Source organism: Rhodococcus sp. ZPP, assembly GCF_017656075.1.
Lineage (GTDB): Bacteria > Actinomycetota > Actinomycetes > Mycobacteriales > Mycobacteriaceae > Rhodococcus_F > Rhodococcus_F oxybenzonivorans.
The window spans coordinates 132,695-147,574 of the sequence record NZ_CP058641.1 but is presented as its reverse complement, the minus strand read 5'-3'; the positions used below and the strand labels follow the sequence as shown (position 1 = coordinate 147,574).

The window sequence follows — 14,880 nt, the reverse complement described above, 5'->3', positions numbered from 1 at the left end:
TGAGAGTCGATCCTCATCGAGGCGAGGATGTCGATCGTCTCTTTCCCAAGCTCTGCGGCGCTCACTGCGACAGTCTCCCATCCAAGCTCCGGCCACGACGGCGGACACGGTCAGGCCACAAACGTCCTGTCCAGCCACGACCGTGTCGGCGCAGACCGGCCGTCTACGCCGACACCGAGGCACCCTCGACGGGTGTGCCATCGAACCCGAGGACGAGGGATCGCTGCTGGCGATGCTCTTTGGATGGAGAGAACTGCCCGTCTCGTCTCCTCGGTCAGAGCTGAGCAAGCAGCGATCCCCGGGTTCTATGGGGCGTCGAGCAGACTGGAGGATACGGAGGCGCGGCCCGCGTCAGCGTTGTACCGGTCGGTCGTTGGTCATTGGTGACCCGAGTCGGTATCAGTTCCGTGTGCGGACGTGGGCCTGGATGGGCGCCGCGGCGACGGTGGTGAAGGGCACCGCGAGGGGGAAGTCGTTCTGCAGGGAACGGATTTCGATTGTTCGGATGACGGTGGCGAGTGCGAGGGTGGCTTCCAGCATCGCGAAGTGGTCGCCGATGCATGACCGTGGCCCGCCGCCGAACGGGATGTATTGCCAGCGGTCGCGGTCACCGGAATTTTTGGTATTGAATCGGTCGGGGTCGAAGACCAGCGGGTTCTCCCAGAGCGCGGGGTCGCGGTGCATGGCGTAGATGCCGACCAGCACCATGCTGCCGGCCTCGACCCGGTAGCCGGCGACCTCGATGTCCTGCATGGCGGTGCGCCCGGCCACGGCGACCGGTGGGCACAGCCGTAGCGCTTCGTGCAGCACCTGCACGGTGTACCCGAGGCGGGGAACATCGTCGGGCGTCAGTTCGCGATCACCGAGGCCGGCGACCTCGGCCGCAACTGTGTCTTGCAGGTCGCGGTGGTGGCCGAGCTGCCATAACGCGTAGGCGAGGGTGGTGGCGGTGGTGTCGTAGCCGCCCGCGGCGAAGGCGATCAGGTCGTTGCCGATGTCCTGGTCCGACAGTGCTTGTCCGGTCGCCGGATCCGTGGCCCCGATCAGGGCGTGGACGAGCGGCGCGTCGCGGGTGGGGTCGGCGCGGCACGCCTGCAGGATCTCGTCCGAGAGCCGGTGCATGGCCGTATCCGCTGCCCAGGCTCGCCGACGTGCGGGGGTGGGGAGCCACCGCGGTGCGCGGACCGGCCGCATCCCCCGATCAGCGATATGCGACAGGGCGATACGCAGTGGTTCAGCGAACGCATCGGCCCTCTTGTCGAGGTCGGTTCCGAGGATGGAGCGGCCCAGTGCCCGCATGGTCAGTCGGCGGCACTCGGCGTCCAGGTCGACTTCGGTGCTGTCACCCCACCCGTCGGCGACCATTGCTGCGGCCTGGGACATGTGGCCGGCGAAGGTACGGACGCGCTGCTTGGTGAACAGCGGTTGTAAGGTGCGCTTGCGTGAAAGCCAGAGCTCGTTGGGGAGGTCGACGATGTTGTCGCCCATCAGGTGCCGCATCTCCTGGTGAACGGCGGTCCGATCGCACGCGGCGTCCTTGCGGCTCAGGACGTCGCGAGCTCCCATCGGGGAGGTGACCCACACGATCGGTTCGTTCAGCCATTTCGGGCCGAGAGTCACCCTGCTCACGGGCCCGCCGGTCTCGCGTAGCAATTCCTGGCCGGTGTGGTATTCCCTGACTGCCTTCAGTCGCTGCCGGAAGGGCAGCGGGTTTCGGGGAGCCAGTGGTAGCGAACCGACATCGCCCTCACGGTGAGTGTTCATGATCGTGCGCCCCCCTGTGTTTGGCTGATCAATTCCGGCCTCTCCCGAGGTTGCCGGGTCACGTCGTGCCGATCCGGATCGACCTTACGACGGAACCGGGTCGACCGACCGGCTGTCGCTCGACTCCGATCAGTTCGCGCCGAGGTGGCCGCGGCCGCACGACGATGCCAAGATCTTGCGCGACGAGGGAAAGCCCGACAGCCTGAAGCGGGCACCGACAACGCACGAAGGGGGAGCCTTGACCGAGTTTTACACCGCGACCGAACTCGAACAGAGCGGCTACGTTCGGCACCGACTGACCCAGCTGTTCGGAGAGCCCGACACCACAGGCAGTGAGGAACGCTGGCCGAGCGAGACCGTGCACGCCGTTGAACACGACGTTCTCGCACCGGCGGCGCGGGTGGTCTTCCCCGCGTTCGAACCGGACCTGGACACCCGCGCGGGGATGATCGCAGCCGATCTGCGCTTCGGGTGGCCCCAGATGGAGCAGATGCTCGCCCGCGTGAACCTGCGGGAAGACCAGGCGAGAAGTGGACGGACCCTGTCCAGCGTGGCCGCTGACGAGGGAACGGCCGCTCCGTGATCAGCGAGTTCCGCGACGCCGTCGTCGATGCGCTGCTGTCCGGGTCGTCCCTGCCCGACCGGTGGCGCGAGGCTCGAGCACAGCGGGCGCGGATGGCCGAGATCGCCGCCACGCTAGATCGCTTCCAGTGGTTGGTCCTCGAGGACCTGGCCGAGGCACGCCGAGCGTTCCAGCACCGAGACCGCCAGCGGGGGAATTCAGAGGTCACGGCGTTCCTTGCGGCCCACGAGCGCGCCAGGATGGTCGGTATCCCCGACGAGCGGGCGGTGTACCGCTTGGCCGATCGAATGGTCCGGGCGCGACAGACAAACCTGATGTTGGGCCTGGCGGGGAGTACTGGTGGGCGCTAGGAATCGGCCGGGACGAGATATTTCACCTGGACGCTGAACGGGTAGGTGCCTGGGCTTGCCAACACGGCCTCGATGAGTTGCTCGGCCGTCCTCGATACTGAGGATTTTGAACCTCGAGACCCCTTGAGGGTGAAGCCTCACCGTGTCGCCGATCGTCACAGCAGCGGAAGTTGCCGGATCCTCAGTCATACGCCATGCCTAACTCTCTCGCCCGACGTGCACACGATCCACTAGCTCGGAGAGCCTCATTCTCCCAGACCCGCCAGCGGCGGTTCCCGGAGCCAATTGCCTTCCCGTCAGCGTTGATCGGGCAGGGTGGCGTCCTCCGGTGGGATATCCGATCGCGGCCCTTTGAACGACGAATGTCTCAGACCGCCACCCTCGCTGAACTCGCGGAACTCGACGTCGACGACCACCCGAGGCTCGACCCAGTGCACACCATGAGGGGCGTCAGTATGTGCTGTCGAGTCCGCAAGGGGACTGGTCGGGCGTTCGAGTTCCCCGAGTTGGTCGCGCAATTGCCGGCGCATCGAGGCAGTAAATCCGGTCCCGACCTGACCGATATGCCTCAAGACCCCCTCGGCGTCATAGGCGCCCAGGACGAGGGAGCCGACCACGTTCCGCTGCGCGCCACCGCCAGCGATCCAGCCGATGACGACGGCGGACATTCGCTGTCTCACGAGCGTTTTCACCCACGACCGAGTCCGCCTGCCAGGCAGGTAGATCGAGGAGACCTTCTTGAACACCACACCCTCCATCCCGGTCTCGCGGGCCACACCGAGCATGGTCTCCCCGCTCAGCCCGAGCCAATGCGGAGGTGCCTGCACCGGCAGACCCGCACCGTGGGCCGGAACGAGCTCGGCCAGCGCCGCCCGCCGATCGAGATACGGCACGGACATCAGTGATGACCCATCGATGAGCAGGTCGAAGACGAAAAAGTTGACGGTGACCTGGCGGCGCAACACCGCCGATGGGCGCGCCACGTTCATGCGGCGTTGCAGGCGGCCGAACGAAGGTCGCCCATCTGCTCCCAACGCCACAACCTCCCCGTCCAACACCACCCGGCGGCGGCCGCCGAAAGCGTCGGCCAAGGCCTCGACCAGTTCCGGATACGACGACGTCACCACAGTCAGATTCCGGGACCACAGAACCGGATCGCTGCCCCGGCCACCAGATGATGCCAGCAGACGGCAGCCGTCGTACTTGATCTCCGCCGCCCACGACCCACTCGACTCACCCAGGGGCGGAGCGCCCAGGGTCGCCAACATCGGCGCAATCAGCCCACGGTGAGCATCGCCCATCCGCTGATTGTCCGCCCCGACGAGCCGCCCCCGTGATGACTCACGTCCTGCGTGAAATGAAGCCGGTGGTTTTCCGTCGCCTGGGCAGTAGGGTCGGCCTGGCTGTAAACCGGAGCAGAAGGAGTGCACAGGTGGCGCGGAAAACGGTGGTGGAGTTGGTCGATGACCTCGACGGCAGTGTCATCGAGGCCGGTGAGGGCGAGCACATCACGTTCTCGGTGAACGGTGTCGACTACGAGATCGACCTCAAGACGAAGAACGCCCGCGAATTCCTCAAGACGATGGACTTCTACATCGACCATGCCACCAAGATCGGCGGCCAGAAGCGCCGCGCGACCGCACAGGCCGGCTCGGCGCGGTCCCGGTCCCGGTCCCAGGCCCGGGAGGTGCGGGAGTGGGCGGCCGCGAACGGCTACCAAGTTTCCGCACGCGGCCGGATCCCCGCCGAGATCCAGGACGCGTTCGACGCAGCGCACTGACCCGAATCCGGGCACCGTGCGGCCGCGCCGGCTCACTGTAGAACCGGGCGCGGCCTGAGCACGACCGATACTCCGGACTACCGGGCTAAGTGTGGATCGGCGAACTTGATGCAGGGGACGCAAGATCCCACCTGGCACTTCGAGTGCCTCTGACGTGGGAAGCCGCCGGCACCTGGTGGTGTCAGCGGCTTCGGTGCCTGTTCGGGGCACGCTACGCACTGTAGGTCTGACCCGGTCAGGGTGACGGTGCCCGCCAGTGCGCCTCTCGGCAAGTGGTCGCTCGAAGCGGCGATTCTGATGTGGTACCCGGGGCATGGGGTCGAACACCGTCGCGTCTTTCAACGGCCCCGCGGCCGCCGAATCTTCCGACCTGTGCGGGGTCAGGCGGTGATGTCGAGGAGTGCTTGACGCTGATTCGTGCCCAGGCCACCGATACGCCGGGTGTCCGCGATCGACAGCTCCTCGAGGATTTGCGTTGCCCGCACCTTCCCGACGCCAGGCAAGGCTCTCACCAGGGCCGACACCTTGGTCTTCTTGACGATGTCGTTCGTCTCCGCCTTCGCGAGGACACCTGCGACCGTGAGGTCACCGGCCTTTACCGCGGACAGCAGTTCGGTCCGTGCTTTCCGCGCTGCCGCGGCCTTCTCCAGTGCCTGTGCACGCTGCTCGGCGGTCATGACGGGCAATGCCATATACGGCTCCTCGTTGCTCGAACCGCCCACGGAAAGGCGGTGTCGGGTTTATCGTGCCAGGTAGCACGCCGACGCGGCGCGGAAGCGGAGGGCGACGCCAGCGGCCCGCGCTTCCGACGGCCGCTGGCGGCGACCATCACGATAACAGCTAGTATCGAATGTGTGTTCGAAGGATGGAAGCCGGTCTACGACCCGAAGCCGTGGCGGATCGTCGACCCACCCCAGCGGATCATTGTCGACGTCTCTGCCGCCATCGCTCACGACGGCGGACGATCCGCGAACGACCTGCCCCTTCGAGTACGAGCCGAAGGGCTTGACCTGGATGTTCGAGTCCGCGGAGTGCTCCGGGCTTGGGGGCGTACCTCCCGGGGCGAATGGCTGGCGGCATGTACGTTCGCGATTCCCACCGGGAACAAGCGGGGAAGTCTCGAAATCACCCAGTGGTGTCCTGCATCGGCGATCACCGCCGAGTGCGAGTGATGGAACGGCTGGCCGATGCCGGGGCACACTCATGCGCACCGGCGGACCAGAAGGACGAGAAGGACGAGAAGATCGAGGGATGACAGAGTCGAGGCCGGGGCGGATCCCGGTGGGCGACCCGATCGCGCTGCGCTTCGACCCGGAGACCAAACACCGACTCGAGCAGATGGCCGAGGGCATCGGCCCGCGCCGGTTCGGCGCGTTGATCCGCGTCGCCTGCCGCCGCCTGGTCACCCAACCCAAAGCGGTCGGCAATCGTCTCGCCGAGGCGCGGCGACTCTCGCACGTGCGGCGGGCGATCCCGCTGGTCATGCTCACGCTCAAACTGGAACCCGACACCGCGCAGAAATTCACCGCCTTGGCCGCCGAGCACGACACCACGATCAGTGCACTGATGCGGATCGCGTTGCACCGATTCCTGGAAACTCCCGGCCGCTACAAACATCCGATGCTCCGCGAGGCGGAGCGGACCGGGCTGTCCGAGAAGGTCGAGGTGATGGTCAACCCGTCCAGCAGGCACCAGGTCTGGCGTCTCGCCGGTCGACACGGGGACAAACTGGGCACCGCACTTGCCCGGGTTGCGCTACGCCGTCTGCTCGACGAGCCCGGTGACCTCACCAGGGACCTGGAGGCCATCGCACCAGTGCGCGATCTTCGGCCCGAAACCTATCCCGCCAGAGTGAATGTGCACTTCGACGAGCCCCTCCGGCACAGGCTCGACGCCTTGGCCGCACGGGTCGGGTCCGACCGCGCCGAGTTGATGCGTCTGGCCGCGCAGCGTGTGCTCGAGGCCCCCGGAATGATCGAACACGCTGTCAATCGCGAGATCTTCCGCAGCGAGAAGAACAAGGCGCATCTGCTGGCCCGCCACGCCCGCCGCCAGGCGCGGCGCCGCGCGCCCCCTGGCTGATCCGTCGGACACCCCCGCACCCATAGGAACTGATCGACCACGGCTGCTGGTCCGTGGGTGGGGGTGCATGTCGATGTACTCGCAGTGCTCACCGGCCGGCGGCTCGATGATCAGCTTCCCCCTCGTGATCCGTTACCCGACGAAGGCTCGCTGATCGACTCCCATTAGGGTCTCGCGGCCGATGACATTTCGAGACGCGACGACCTGCTCGTTCATCTCGAGTCTCACGGTATGGCCACCGCGATCTGTCTCAACCTGAGGGCATTTCTTCAGCGCACCTTCCCCACCAGCTGCCTGTGCCGACGGCGTAATCTCGAGGCGGCGCTCGATCAAGGCAAAGCCTCGCCGGGTACAAGATCCCTACGGCTCCTGTGGGTGGAAGACGCTGTGCAGCAGACACCCAGCGGCAAGCCGGACTACCGCTGGGCGCAGGGGCCTCACCAAGCAGCGCGACCCCGACCACCGCATCATGTCCGGCTGACCAGGCGTTCGTACCGCTGCCGAGCCGCCTGAGTGCTGCCGAGTCCGAGACCGAACGCGATAGCCTGCCAGGTCATCCCGCGCTGACGAGCGACTCCGAGGAACAGGGCCTCGAGGTGGTCCATCTCCGCGCGGGCCTTGGGGATCAGGCTCAGCGCCGCGGTGATGTCGGCGTCGTCGACGTCGGGTTCACCGGGCTCCGGTGGCGTGGTACCGCCTGCGAGTGCGGCGACCACGCGGATGGCGCCGAGAGGTTCCAGCATCTCCGGATGAGATTGGCGGGCACGCTGTTCCGGAGTGGACCCGTGCCGTTCGGCGATGCGGAAAAGACCCGCATACTCGCGGTGCGCGCGATCACGACTGGGGTTGGGTGGGGTGAACGGGTCGGTGGGCATGCACTCGATGCTGCACCCTCGACCAGACGTCTGTCAACGATTTGTTGTAAACAACATGTTCACGCCGAAGGTGGTGGTCCAGCGCACGGGTGCGCGCCGTGCCACCACGTCGCAGGGTCAGGCCTGTGCGCGAACCACTAGAACTGTGCCGGGGAACTTCGGCGGCCAGTTCCTGCCTGCTGTGCTCCACGGCGGCGGCGCCGTACCCCTTCTTGCGGCACTCGGGTGCTACCCAGATGGCTACGTCGACTTCGCGTCCGGTGAGCTCACCCGAAGACCAACCCGCTCCGAGAGCGTCCGGGAAGTCCTCCGCTATGTCGTAGAGCGACACGTCCTCGTCCATGACGGACAGGACGCGCGTCTCGAGCAACGGTCCGCTTCCCGCCAACTCGGCCAGCACGTCGACAAACGTGGACTGGGCCTTGTCGAGGGTGGTCCGACCGGCCTCGATGGTGGGTCATGCTCGTGCCCGAGCGTGACGGTCAATGCGCGCACCGGTCATCGGGACGGCACCATCAGGATGGCCGCCGCCCGTGTGCGAGGTCGACGAGCCGATGCGCGAGCGCCGGGGGGAGCTGGAAGGTCCGGATGAGGTGCCCGGCGTCATACCCGGATCGGGCTTCGCAGTGTTCCGATCCGGCAGCAGATCATCTGCCACAGGTCGTCGGGCAGCAGTGCGCGGTAGTCCAGGCGCCGGCGCCGGTCGTAGTCGATCGGGGGCGGCTCCGCGATGAGGTGGTCCGCCAGCCGGGTGAGCGCGGTGAGGGTGTCGTCCCAGTGCGGGGCGTTCCGCAGGCATGCCAGTGTGCGGGTGACCCCGTCCGCGCGGACCGCCGATCCCAGGCGGTCGGCGGCCTCGCCGACGGTGAGCGTGGTGCCCACCAGCAGCAGCGCCGTCGACAGGGCCGGTCGGACCTGCGCCGGACTGCACGGGGCCACCGTGCACCGCAATGACCATTGCGGACAGAGCAGGGTCGGGATGCGTTGGGCCGCAGCGTCTACCGCGATAGCCGTCGTCGATGGTAGCGGAGAAGGCTCAGATCGATTGGGCTGCAACACCCGGGCCGGGGCGTGCGCCGAAACACTCCGCGACGGTAACCACAAAGCGCGGATAGCTAGTGTCGCTACGCTAGCTAGCATTCCGCCGAACACGGTTTCCGTCGACATCCTCGACCAGGTCCGCCGCAGCCCACTGGTCACGAGGATGACTGCCCGGATAGTCGATTTCAACGAGCCCACAAGGGGTGCCTTGCGTTGCACCACACCCAATCCCAACTCGAGGGGCGACAGCATCGGCTACGCGCTCGACACTGTCGGGCACGGGATCGACCTCGAAGGCGAGAATGAGAATGCTGGCGAGGCCCCGGCAGGCCTCGAGGTGTTTCCGTGGTTGGGGTGGCTGGTGGTGGTGTGCGCCGCTCCTTTCGTGACCGCAGCTGCTCACAGGTCCCATAGTGCGAGCAGCGCGGTCCGGAGGTTGGGGGAGCGGACGTAGTGGTCGGTCCGCAGCCGTGAGCCGGGGTGCCCGAGGTCGGTCAGCGCCTTCTCGGCGCCTGGGAGGGGTAGGGGTGGCAGGTCGGTGCGGGTGCGTAGGAAGAACAACACCGCCCCACCGGACCGCGGGACCTTCATGGGGTCGGAGATCACCACGGCCGGTGGGTGGATCCATTCGTCGCCGGTGGAGACGAAGACGATCAGGTCGCCGCGCCGGATGGTGCCGGGTGTGTCGAGCCGGAGTGATTCGAGTTGGTACTTCGCTGCCGGGCCGCCGGCGGCGTTGTGCCGGCCGCGCTGGGTGTCGAGGATCTGTTGTTCGGTGTGGGTGGGTTCGTAGTCGACGGCGTGTGTGACGAACATCCGGGTCACCGGTGTGGGGAGGAAGTCTGTGTCGGTGTGGACGCGGCCGGTGACCCCGGGCAGTGGGACGGCGCGGCCGATCTCCCACTCGAGGATGGCGTTGTCGAGGAACACTTGATCGACCTCGGTGATCTCGTCGAGGTTGTCGATGAACGTTCGCACGGAGGCGATGATGTCGGGGTCGTCGGTGATGATCACGGCGTCGTCGGCGAGGGTGGAGTTTTCGGATGCGTTTGCGGACCCGATCACTGCCCGGGTGTTGGTGGCGATCACTTTGGCGTGCAGGGTCGGTGACGACAGCACCCGCACCCCCCGCTCGACGTAGTAGGTGAGGGCGGCGGGGGAGGTGGCGTGCGCCCGGACAGCGGCCTTGGAGGCGTTGACGACCAACAGGTCCCCCGCGCGCAGCGGGAGCAGTGCGGGTGCGTCCTGCCCGAGGTAGCCGATCGCGGCGTACCGGGCGCCGCGGGTGCGGATGGCGCGGGTGATGTGCGGCCACGGGCTCGGCCCGTGGAAGGTGGTCCCCATACCGACAGACGGTAACCGGACCGCACCCCGGGGCGGGTGATGGTCCCGGGCAACGCGGCAAGGAAGCTGAAGGGGTCCTCGGTCTCGGACCGTCCCTGCGGCGCAGTTCCGCAGTTCCGCGGTGGCGCGGGTGACGTTCCGGCCGCGCGGATACTCGGATCTCTGTAAGACTTTCGGCAACGATCCACCGCAGGTAGAGCAAAGGAGGGATGGTGCCCAGCCTCATATTCAATGGTGTCACCTACGGCATCAGCCAGACCAGGTTCGAGGCCACCCGCGAGCTGCTCGCACGGTTTACCGAGGGACACACCCTGGGAGTGGCGATGTCCCTCGCTCATGACGGCGCCCGGCACCATCTGTTTCTCACGCCCGGGGTGCCGATCACGCTGGTGGAATAACGAATCCGACGGTTGCCGGGTCATGAAAGGCTTCCGGCGCTGACGTACCCGAGCAGTATGCCGGGCCGGGCCGTCACCAGCGGTGTCGATGCCCTCGGCGGGAGGGTTGCACCCGGTCACAACCTGGGCGCGAATGTGCGCGCAAACATGCCAGCGAAAATACCGGCATTACGTCATGTACTGGGTAGGGTGAGCTTCGCGGCAATTCGGGCGGTATGTGGAAGGCGAGGGGTGGGGATGGCGAAGGTGGGAACGTTCGGGGGCGGCGCCCGCCGCGCGACCGGGGGTGGACGCGCAGGCGCCGCCCGGTCGGGGAAGCAGCGTTCCGGCGCGGAAGGCGTCATCGAGTCGGGAACGCCGAGTCCGGAGTTGACGGCGAAGTTGGAACCGCGGAAGGGGCCGGCGAAGGTGCCGCTGAACACCCGGGTGTTGGCGTCGACGGAGGCCCGGTTGACCTGGCTGGTGAAGGATCGCCAATCCACGGTGACCAATGTCGTGGACGTGGCCCTGCAGGAGTTCTTCGACCGCTACCGTGTCCCTCCGGCAGATCTCGACGGCCGGATCATCGAGCAGGAGTCATGAGCTCTTCGTGGGAGCAGATACCCCTGTTCGCACTGCCCGAGACCACCCTGACGACATCGGCCGCTCCCACCGACGACGCCGCCCTCCCCGACGACGCCGCCCTCCCCGACGACGACGCTGACTCCCTTGATGCTGGTGTCGTCGTGGCAGCCGAGCAGGCGGGCTCGGAGCCAGCCGGCGCCGCACACCGGACATCGTCCGAGCAGTGTGATGGCGCCGAAGCCGAAGCCGGCGACGTCCCGGCCCCGCCGTCTCCCGAAGCGGACAGCACAAAGGTGGACAGCGCTGCGGTGGACCGCGGCGACGAGGCCACCGACACCGCACCAGCGGAAGCAGCTACGCCGGAAGCAGCTACGCCGGAAGCAGTTACGGCGGAACCAACGGTGCCCGCTGATGGCCCTGTTTCCCCTGCATCGGAGATCGAACCGACGACCACACGACGTACACCGGTGTGGGAGGCGCTGCCGGCGGGTGAGGCCGCGGATGGGCATGCGTTGATCGTGACCGCCGCCGGGACGTTCACCCCGTCGGGGCGGGAGTTGACCGGTCCGGTCGATTCACTCGAGAAGCTGGACAAGCTGATTCGCTGGGCGTCGCTGACTCCGTTGGGGGCGCCCGCGCAGATCTGGGTCGTCGGGTTGGCTGCGTGTGAGTTACTCGGGTGGGTGATCGATCCGGGCAGTGAGGACGACGTCGACGACATGGAAGCGTTGCGGTTACGTGCCGCAACCGAGTTGACCGCCACCCTGCATGCCACCCTCACCCCGCTACTTGGTGCGGGGTGGGAGCTGCGCGGCGAACCGGGGCATGTGGTGCACCTGTCCCGCACGATCGGGAACTTCACGTCGATGGTCGATGTGGTGATCGAACCGTATGTGTGGACCTATTGGAACAAGGACTTCGGTTGGCACAACCGGGTCGGCGACATGGGTGTCCTCGGCTCACCGGCCGCCGGAACGTATCTCCCGGACGACGACCTCCCGGCCGCCCGGGAACTCGGGCGCCGGCTGGCCTGGTGCGCGCAGCATCTCGGGGTGCTCCCCGGGCCGACACCGGCCCGCACCGGCGCCGCGATCATCGACAAGATCAAACGTGAACGCACCCGCAGCGGTAAGGGCATCGTGGTCACCACCGCGGGCGCGGTCCCACCCCTCGACGGGCCGCCGCGCGGCGACCTCGAGCCCGCGGTCGGCTGGACCCGGGTCCCCGACGCGCAGGACCTCGAGGATGCGGACCGGTTGGTGTCGATCGACCAACGCGCCGCCTATTTGGCTTCGGCCGGGATGCTCGAACTCGGCTACGGGCAACCGAAGCATCTGGCCGGTGGGGCGGCGGCCGCCGCGGCGGTGGGGGACAAGGGCACACCGTTCGGGTTGTGGCGGATCACCCTACCGGCCGGGCAGACCCTGTCGCTGCCCGAGAAGCTGCCCCTACCCCACCCCCATATGCTTCCCGATCAGCCGGTGCAGACCTGGGTCACCACGGTCACCCTTGATGCCCTTCGGGAGCCGGTCGCGGATGGTGGTATCGGTGCCGATCTCGACGACCTCGACATCACCGAGGCCTGGGTGTACCCGCAGCAGGGGCGGGTGCTGGATAAGTGGGCGAAGATCCTGCGCGAGGCCCGCAAGACCACTGTGGACACTCAGGATGCGGCGATGAAGGGGTTTATCGGGTCCTGCTACAAGGGGTACATCGGGCGGATGGTGAACCCGGACATGTGGACCGCGAGGCAGATGCAACACCACCACCAACCTGTGTGGCGGGCGGCGATCATCGCGCACTGCCGGTGGCGCGGCCGCCGCGTCGCGATGCGGATCGCCCGCGAACACCATCGGTGGCCGGTCCGCACCGTCACCGACTCCTGGGTATACCTCCTCCCCGGTGGTGAGAACATTTCCGACCCGAGTCAGGCGCTGGGGAAGATGACGGTGGAAAAGGACGTGATCCTCACCGACACCCTCCTGTACGCAGTGGCGTCGGCGGAGGACGTGCACGAGGTGAACCTCGCGATCAAGGCCGCCTTCACCGACAACGACGACGACGAGGACGCCGACGACCACGACGCCGACCACGTAGGGGAGCGGGTTCTCTGATGGCCCTGCATCTGCCGAAACCGCGCACCAAGAAACCGGCGCAGCAAGCGGTCGGCCTCGACGGCCTCAAAGTGTCCGTGGCCACCGCCGCGACCAGCGGTGTCGAGAAGTCGAAGCAGGTCACAACCGGGGGACTGGCCGGGCTGACCAGCAAGGTCTCCGTCAAGCAACTGCGCCAGGAACTGGGCAACCAGGGTTTGCGGCAGGCGGCGATCGATGCCGGCCGCACCCCACCGTCCGATCGCACGTTGCGCCGGTGGGCGCAGCAGGGCCGCATCCCGCATGCGGATGTTCTCGAGCGGGCGCAACGCCGTGCGGCGATCGAACGCCTCGGCGGCGTCGATGCCGTGGCCGCGAAGATCGGGCGGTCCCGCTCCGCGGTGTCCCGGTACCGGTCCGGGGAGACGAACGAGTTGCGTGCCGACGCCAGCAAAAAACTCAAAAACGTGCGGGCCGAGGACATCATGGCCCGTGCCGGGGTGCTGCGCCCGGATGGAACACCGAAGACCGCGGTCATCCGGGTCAAGGGGGGTGTCATGGTCCGCAACGGCGCCGACGAGGGCTACGACTACCGGGTCCGCACCCTGGACTTCGCGAACTCCGACACACCGTTCACCAGTGAGGAGTCCCGCGAACTGGCCGCCGCCCTGGCCAATGACGATCATGCCCGGGTCGTCGCACTCCTCGAACGGCACGCCACCCTCGACTACCCCGAAAACAAAGGCTTCGACAGATACAGCGACCAGTTCGGATTCCACTTCGACCACATCGACTCCGTCCACATCGACTGGATCTGATCGCAAAGGGACGTGCCGTTTCCGCAGGTGGTCCCGCGGACGTCGCCATCAGGAGGCGCGGGTGGGTCCGGCAGGGCAGATGAACTGCCGGAAACAACAGGTACCCCGACGGTGACGTCACCTCGACCCACCCAACAGTGCTGCGGTGTCATCGACTTTCCTAATTCGCCATCACAGAAATGGGCGCCGTTGCTCCGGCTGCGGAAGCTACATGTGTCCGGTACCCGTTCGAACGCACCCCTGCGGTTCAGCGACGTCGCGGCAACTGGTCCTGTACGTTTCCGACCGCTGACATGAGGTCGCGATTGAGGCGCTGATAGGTGCGCAGCCATCCTCGATCGACCGGCTCGTCGTGGAGGTGGGCCATCAGCGTTTCGCTGTTGTTGTTCGTGTCCAACCATCGGCGCAAATCGGTGGTGCGGTCCTGCACGTCGTGCAGCAACTGCTCCCGAACGGTCGGGTTCGTCATCGGGCGTCGACCCCTCTTTCCGTGCACCTCGAGCATTGTGTTGATGATTGTCGGGGAGGCGTGCGGCGGCTGTCAGCCGTTGCCTCACCGTCATGGGGAACCGTCAGGCGTACTCGAGCGAGTCGGCCTCATCGAGCGAGTCCCAGACGATCTGGTAACGCTTGCGAGTCACGTCGTCGGCGTCGGTGAGGAGCGCCTCGAACAACGACCGGGGGTCGGTGTGCCACGACCGTGCCAGTGCCGCGATCTCATGCGGGAGGAAAAGGCCGGACCGAGTGGCGGCGAGGACCCAGTCGTCGAATTCGCCTTCTCGGATCCGTTCGACGGCGTCGAAGTCGACGTATCCGTCCCCGAGGTCGAAGGAAAACATCACCGCGACGACGGCGCAGAGCGGTCGGCTGGCGTAGTCGGCGATGACCCCGCTTGTGTCGACGGTGTGGCGGACCAGCGGTTCGGTGGTCATGGCGACCTGCACTTCCTCGAGCCGGTGCGCGTTTTCCGACTCATTCTTCTTTGTCACGATCGCCCTGGAAACCCTCAAGTGGCGTGTTCAAGCAGGCTAAGGCATCTCCGAGCAAGAAGCTGTGTCCTCCGTCACATTACTGGATGGTAGTGATTCACATCTCATAGCGATCTCGTCCGAAGCGTCAGTGGTCGTACCGTTCGGTTGGTGGCCGGAGGGTAATACGTTCCAGTGCAACTGGACGATTGACCGAATA

At 66.7% G+C, this 14,880-nt stretch carries 17 protein-coding genes and 1 pseudogene; 9 read left to right on the top strand and 9 right to left on the bottom strand.

The genetic code is table 11. The features are described 5' to 3' along the window. Positions 1–399: 399 nt before the first annotated feature. The gene (locus HYG77_RS37405) at positions 400–1,764 is read right to left on the bottom strand and encodes a cytochrome P450 (protein ID WP_054246160.1); all 1,365 of its coding nucleotides are present in this window, start codon (positions 1,762–1,764) and stop codon (positions 400–402) included. Positions 1,765–2,002: 238 nt separating this feature from the next. Here HYG77_RS37405 and HYG77_RS37400 point away from each other — a divergent pair, with 238 nt between their 5' ends. After that, positions 2,003–2,347, top strand: coding sequence for a hypothetical protein (locus tag HYG77_RS37400; protein WP_054246161.1), 345 nt, complete (start codon positions 2,003–2,005; stop codon positions 2,345–2,347). After that, positions 2,344–2,697: a hypothetical protein gene (locus HYG77_RS37395; RefSeq protein WP_054246162.1), complete on the top strand. Its 354-nt coding sequence runs from the start codon at positions 2,344–2,346 to the stop codon at positions 2,695–2,697. Before HYG77_RS37400 ends, HYG77_RS37395 begins: the two co-directional genes overlap by 4 nt. A gap of 296 nt (positions 2,698–2,993) precedes the next feature. On the opposite strand, the gene ligD is transcribed toward HYG77_RS37395, so the two are convergent. Next, on the bottom strand, positions 2,994–3,998 hold the full coding sequence (ligD, locus tag HYG77_RS37390) for a non-homologous end-joining DNA ligase (RefSeq protein ID WP_054246163.1): 1,005 nt from the start codon (positions 3,996–3,998) through the stop codon (positions 2,994–2,996). A gap of 131 nt (positions 3,999–4,129) precedes the next feature. On the opposite strand from ligD, the gene HYG77_RS37385 reads away from it, so the two are divergent. Beyond that, complete coding sequence (locus HYG77_RS37385) at positions 4,130–4,477, top strand: Lsr2 family protein (protein WP_054246164.1); 348 nt, start codon at positions 4,130–4,132, stop codon at positions 4,475–4,477. Positions 4,478–4,857: 380 nt separating this feature from the next. Here the strand turns inward: HYG77_RS37385 and mihF are convergent, their stop codons facing one another. Further along, positions 4,858–5,169 (bottom strand): integration host factor, actinobacterial type, encoded by a 312-nt coding sequence (gene mihF, locus HYG77_RS37380; protein ID WP_054246165.1) that lies wholly within the window; start codon positions 5,167–5,169, stop codon positions 4,858–4,860. A gap of 162 nt (positions 5,170–5,331) precedes the next feature. Between mihF and HYG77_RS37375 the strand changes: the two genes are divergently transcribed. Both HYG77_RS37375 and HYG77_RS37370 read left to right on the top strand, forming a co-directional pair. Continuing rightward, a complete protein-coding gene (locus HYG77_RS37375) occupies positions 5,332–5,649 on the top strand; it encodes a hypothetical protein (protein ID WP_082359730.1) in 318 nt (105 codons plus the stop codon). A gap of 79 nt (positions 5,650–5,728) precedes the next feature. Beyond that, positions 5,729–6,559 (top strand): ribbon-helix-helix protein, CopG family, encoded by an 831-nt coding sequence (locus HYG77_RS37370; protein WP_054246166.1) that lies wholly within the window; start codon positions 5,729–5,731, stop codon positions 6,557–6,559. Between the two features lie 467 nt (positions 6,560–7,026). Here the strand turns inward: HYG77_RS37370 and HYG77_RS37365 are convergent, their stop codons facing one another. The 4 genes and pseudogenes from HYG77_RS37365 to HYG77_RS37350 all read right to left on the bottom strand — a co-directional run bounded on the left by HYG77_RS37365 (position 7,027) and on the right by HYG77_RS37350 (position 9,819). After that, positions 7,027–7,434 (bottom strand): hypothetical protein, encoded by a 408-nt coding sequence (locus HYG77_RS37365; protein ID WP_054246167.1) that lies wholly within the window; start codon positions 7,432–7,434, stop codon positions 7,027–7,029. Between the two features lie 117 nt (positions 7,435–7,551). Beyond that, positions 7,552–7,705: pseudogene (locus tag HYG77_RS37360) on the bottom strand (GNAT family N-acetyltransferase); the annotation flags it as partial. A 332-nt stretch (positions 7,706–8,037) separates the two neighbouring features. Continuing rightward, on the bottom strand, positions 8,038–8,373 hold the full coding sequence (locus HYG77_RS37355) for a hypothetical protein (protein WP_054246169.1): 336 nt from the start codon (positions 8,371–8,373) through the stop codon (positions 8,038–8,040). A 501-nt stretch (positions 8,374–8,874) separates the two neighbouring features. Continuing rightward, a complete protein-coding gene (locus tag HYG77_RS37350) occupies positions 8,875–9,819 on the bottom strand; it encodes a phospholipase D family protein (RefSeq protein ID WP_054246171.1) in 945 nt (314 codons plus the stop codon). 209 nt (positions 9,820–10,028) lie between these two features. On the opposite strand from HYG77_RS37350, the gene HYG77_RS37345 reads away from it, so the two are divergent. The 4 genes from HYG77_RS37345 (at position 10,029) to HYG77_RS37330 (ending at position 13,692) form a co-directional block, all read left to right on the top strand. Then, a complete protein-coding gene (locus HYG77_RS37345; RefSeq protein ID WP_054246172.1) occupies positions 10,029–10,217 on the top strand; it encodes a hypothetical protein in 189 nt (62 codons plus the stop codon). Positions 10,218–10,454: 237 nt separating this feature from the next. Beyond that, positions 10,455–10,799, top strand: a complete 345-nt coding sequence (locus tag HYG77_RS37340) for a hypothetical protein (RefSeq protein WP_054246173.1) — start codon at positions 10,455–10,457, stop codon at positions 10,797–10,799. Beyond that, the gene (locus HYG77_RS37335) at positions 10,796–12,895 is read left to right on the top strand and encodes a hypothetical protein (RefSeq protein ID WP_054246174.1); all 2,100 of its coding nucleotides are present in this window, start codon (positions 10,796–10,798) and stop codon (positions 12,893–12,895) included. The genes HYG77_RS37340 and HYG77_RS37335 overlap by 4 nt, the downstream gene beginning before the upstream one ends. Further along, positions 12,895–13,692, top strand: coding sequence for a hypothetical protein (locus HYG77_RS37330; protein WP_054246175.1), 798 nt, complete (start codon positions 12,895–12,897; stop codon positions 13,690–13,692). Before HYG77_RS37335 ends, HYG77_RS37330 begins: the two co-directional genes overlap by 1 nt. A 247-nt stretch (positions 13,693–13,939) precedes the next feature. Here the strand turns inward: HYG77_RS37330 and HYG77_RS37325 are convergent, their stop codons facing one another. Together HYG77_RS37325 and HYG77_RS37320 are read right to left on the bottom strand one after the other, a co-directional pair. Beyond that, positions 13,940–14,161, bottom strand: coding sequence for a hypothetical protein (locus HYG77_RS37325; protein WP_236603682.1), 222 nt, complete (start codon positions 14,159–14,161; stop codon positions 13,940–13,942). A 103-nt stretch (positions 14,162–14,264) separates the two neighbouring features. Beyond that, complete coding sequence (locus tag HYG77_RS37320) at positions 14,265–14,624, bottom strand: hypothetical protein (protein ID WP_054246182.1); 360 nt, start codon at positions 14,622–14,624, stop codon at positions 14,265–14,267. Positions 14,625–14,880 lie beyond the last annotated feature (256 nt).

Bases quoted from the DNA above. Each gene is read 5' to 3' on its own strand.
- HYG77_RS37405 (WP_054246160.1), bottom strand. From the start codon at position 1,764: ATGAACACTCACCGTGAGGGCGATGTCGGTTCGCTACCACTGGCTCCC.
- ligD (WP_054246163.1), bottom strand. From the start codon at position 3,998: ATGGGCGATGCTCACCGTGGGCTGATTGCGCCGATGTTGGCGACCCTG.
- mihF (WP_054246165.1), bottom strand. From the start codon at position 5,169: ATGGCATTGCCCGTCATGACCGCCGAGCAGCGTGCACAGGCACTGGAG.
- HYG77_RS37370 (WP_054246166.1), top strand. From the start codon at position 5,729: ATGACAGAGTCGAGGCCGGGGCGGATCCCGGTGGGCGACCCGATCGCG.
- HYG77_RS37365 (WP_054246167.1), bottom strand. From the start codon at position 7,434: ATGCCCACCGACCCGTTCACCCCACCCAACCCCAGTCGTGATCGCGCG.
- HYG77_RS37350 (WP_054246171.1), bottom strand. From the start codon at position 9,819: ATGGGGACCACCTTCCACGGGCCGAGCCCGTGGCCGCACATCACCCGC.
- HYG77_RS37345 (WP_054246172.1), top strand. From the start codon at position 10,029: ATGGTGCCCAGCCTCATATTCAATGGTGTCACCTACGGCATCAGCCAG.
- HYG77_RS37340 (WP_054246173.1), top strand. From the start codon at position 10,455: ATGGCGAAGGTGGGAACGTTCGGGGGCGGCGCCCGCCGCGCGACCGGG.
- HYG77_RS37335 (WP_054246174.1), top strand. From the start codon at position 10,796: ATGAGCTCTTCGTGGGAGCAGATACCCCTGTTCGCACTGCCCGAGACC.
- HYG77_RS37330 (WP_054246175.1), top strand. From the start codon at position 12,895: ATGGCCCTGCATCTGCCGAAACCGCGCACCAAGAAACCGGCGCAGCAA.
- HYG77_RS37325 (WP_236603682.1), bottom strand. From the start codon at position 14,161: ATGACGAACCCGACCGTTCGGGAGCAGTTGCTGCACGACGTGCAGGAC.
- HYG77_RS37320 (WP_054246182.1), bottom strand. From the start codon at position 14,624: ATGACCACCGAACCGCTGGTCCGCCACACCGTCGACACAAGCGGGGTC.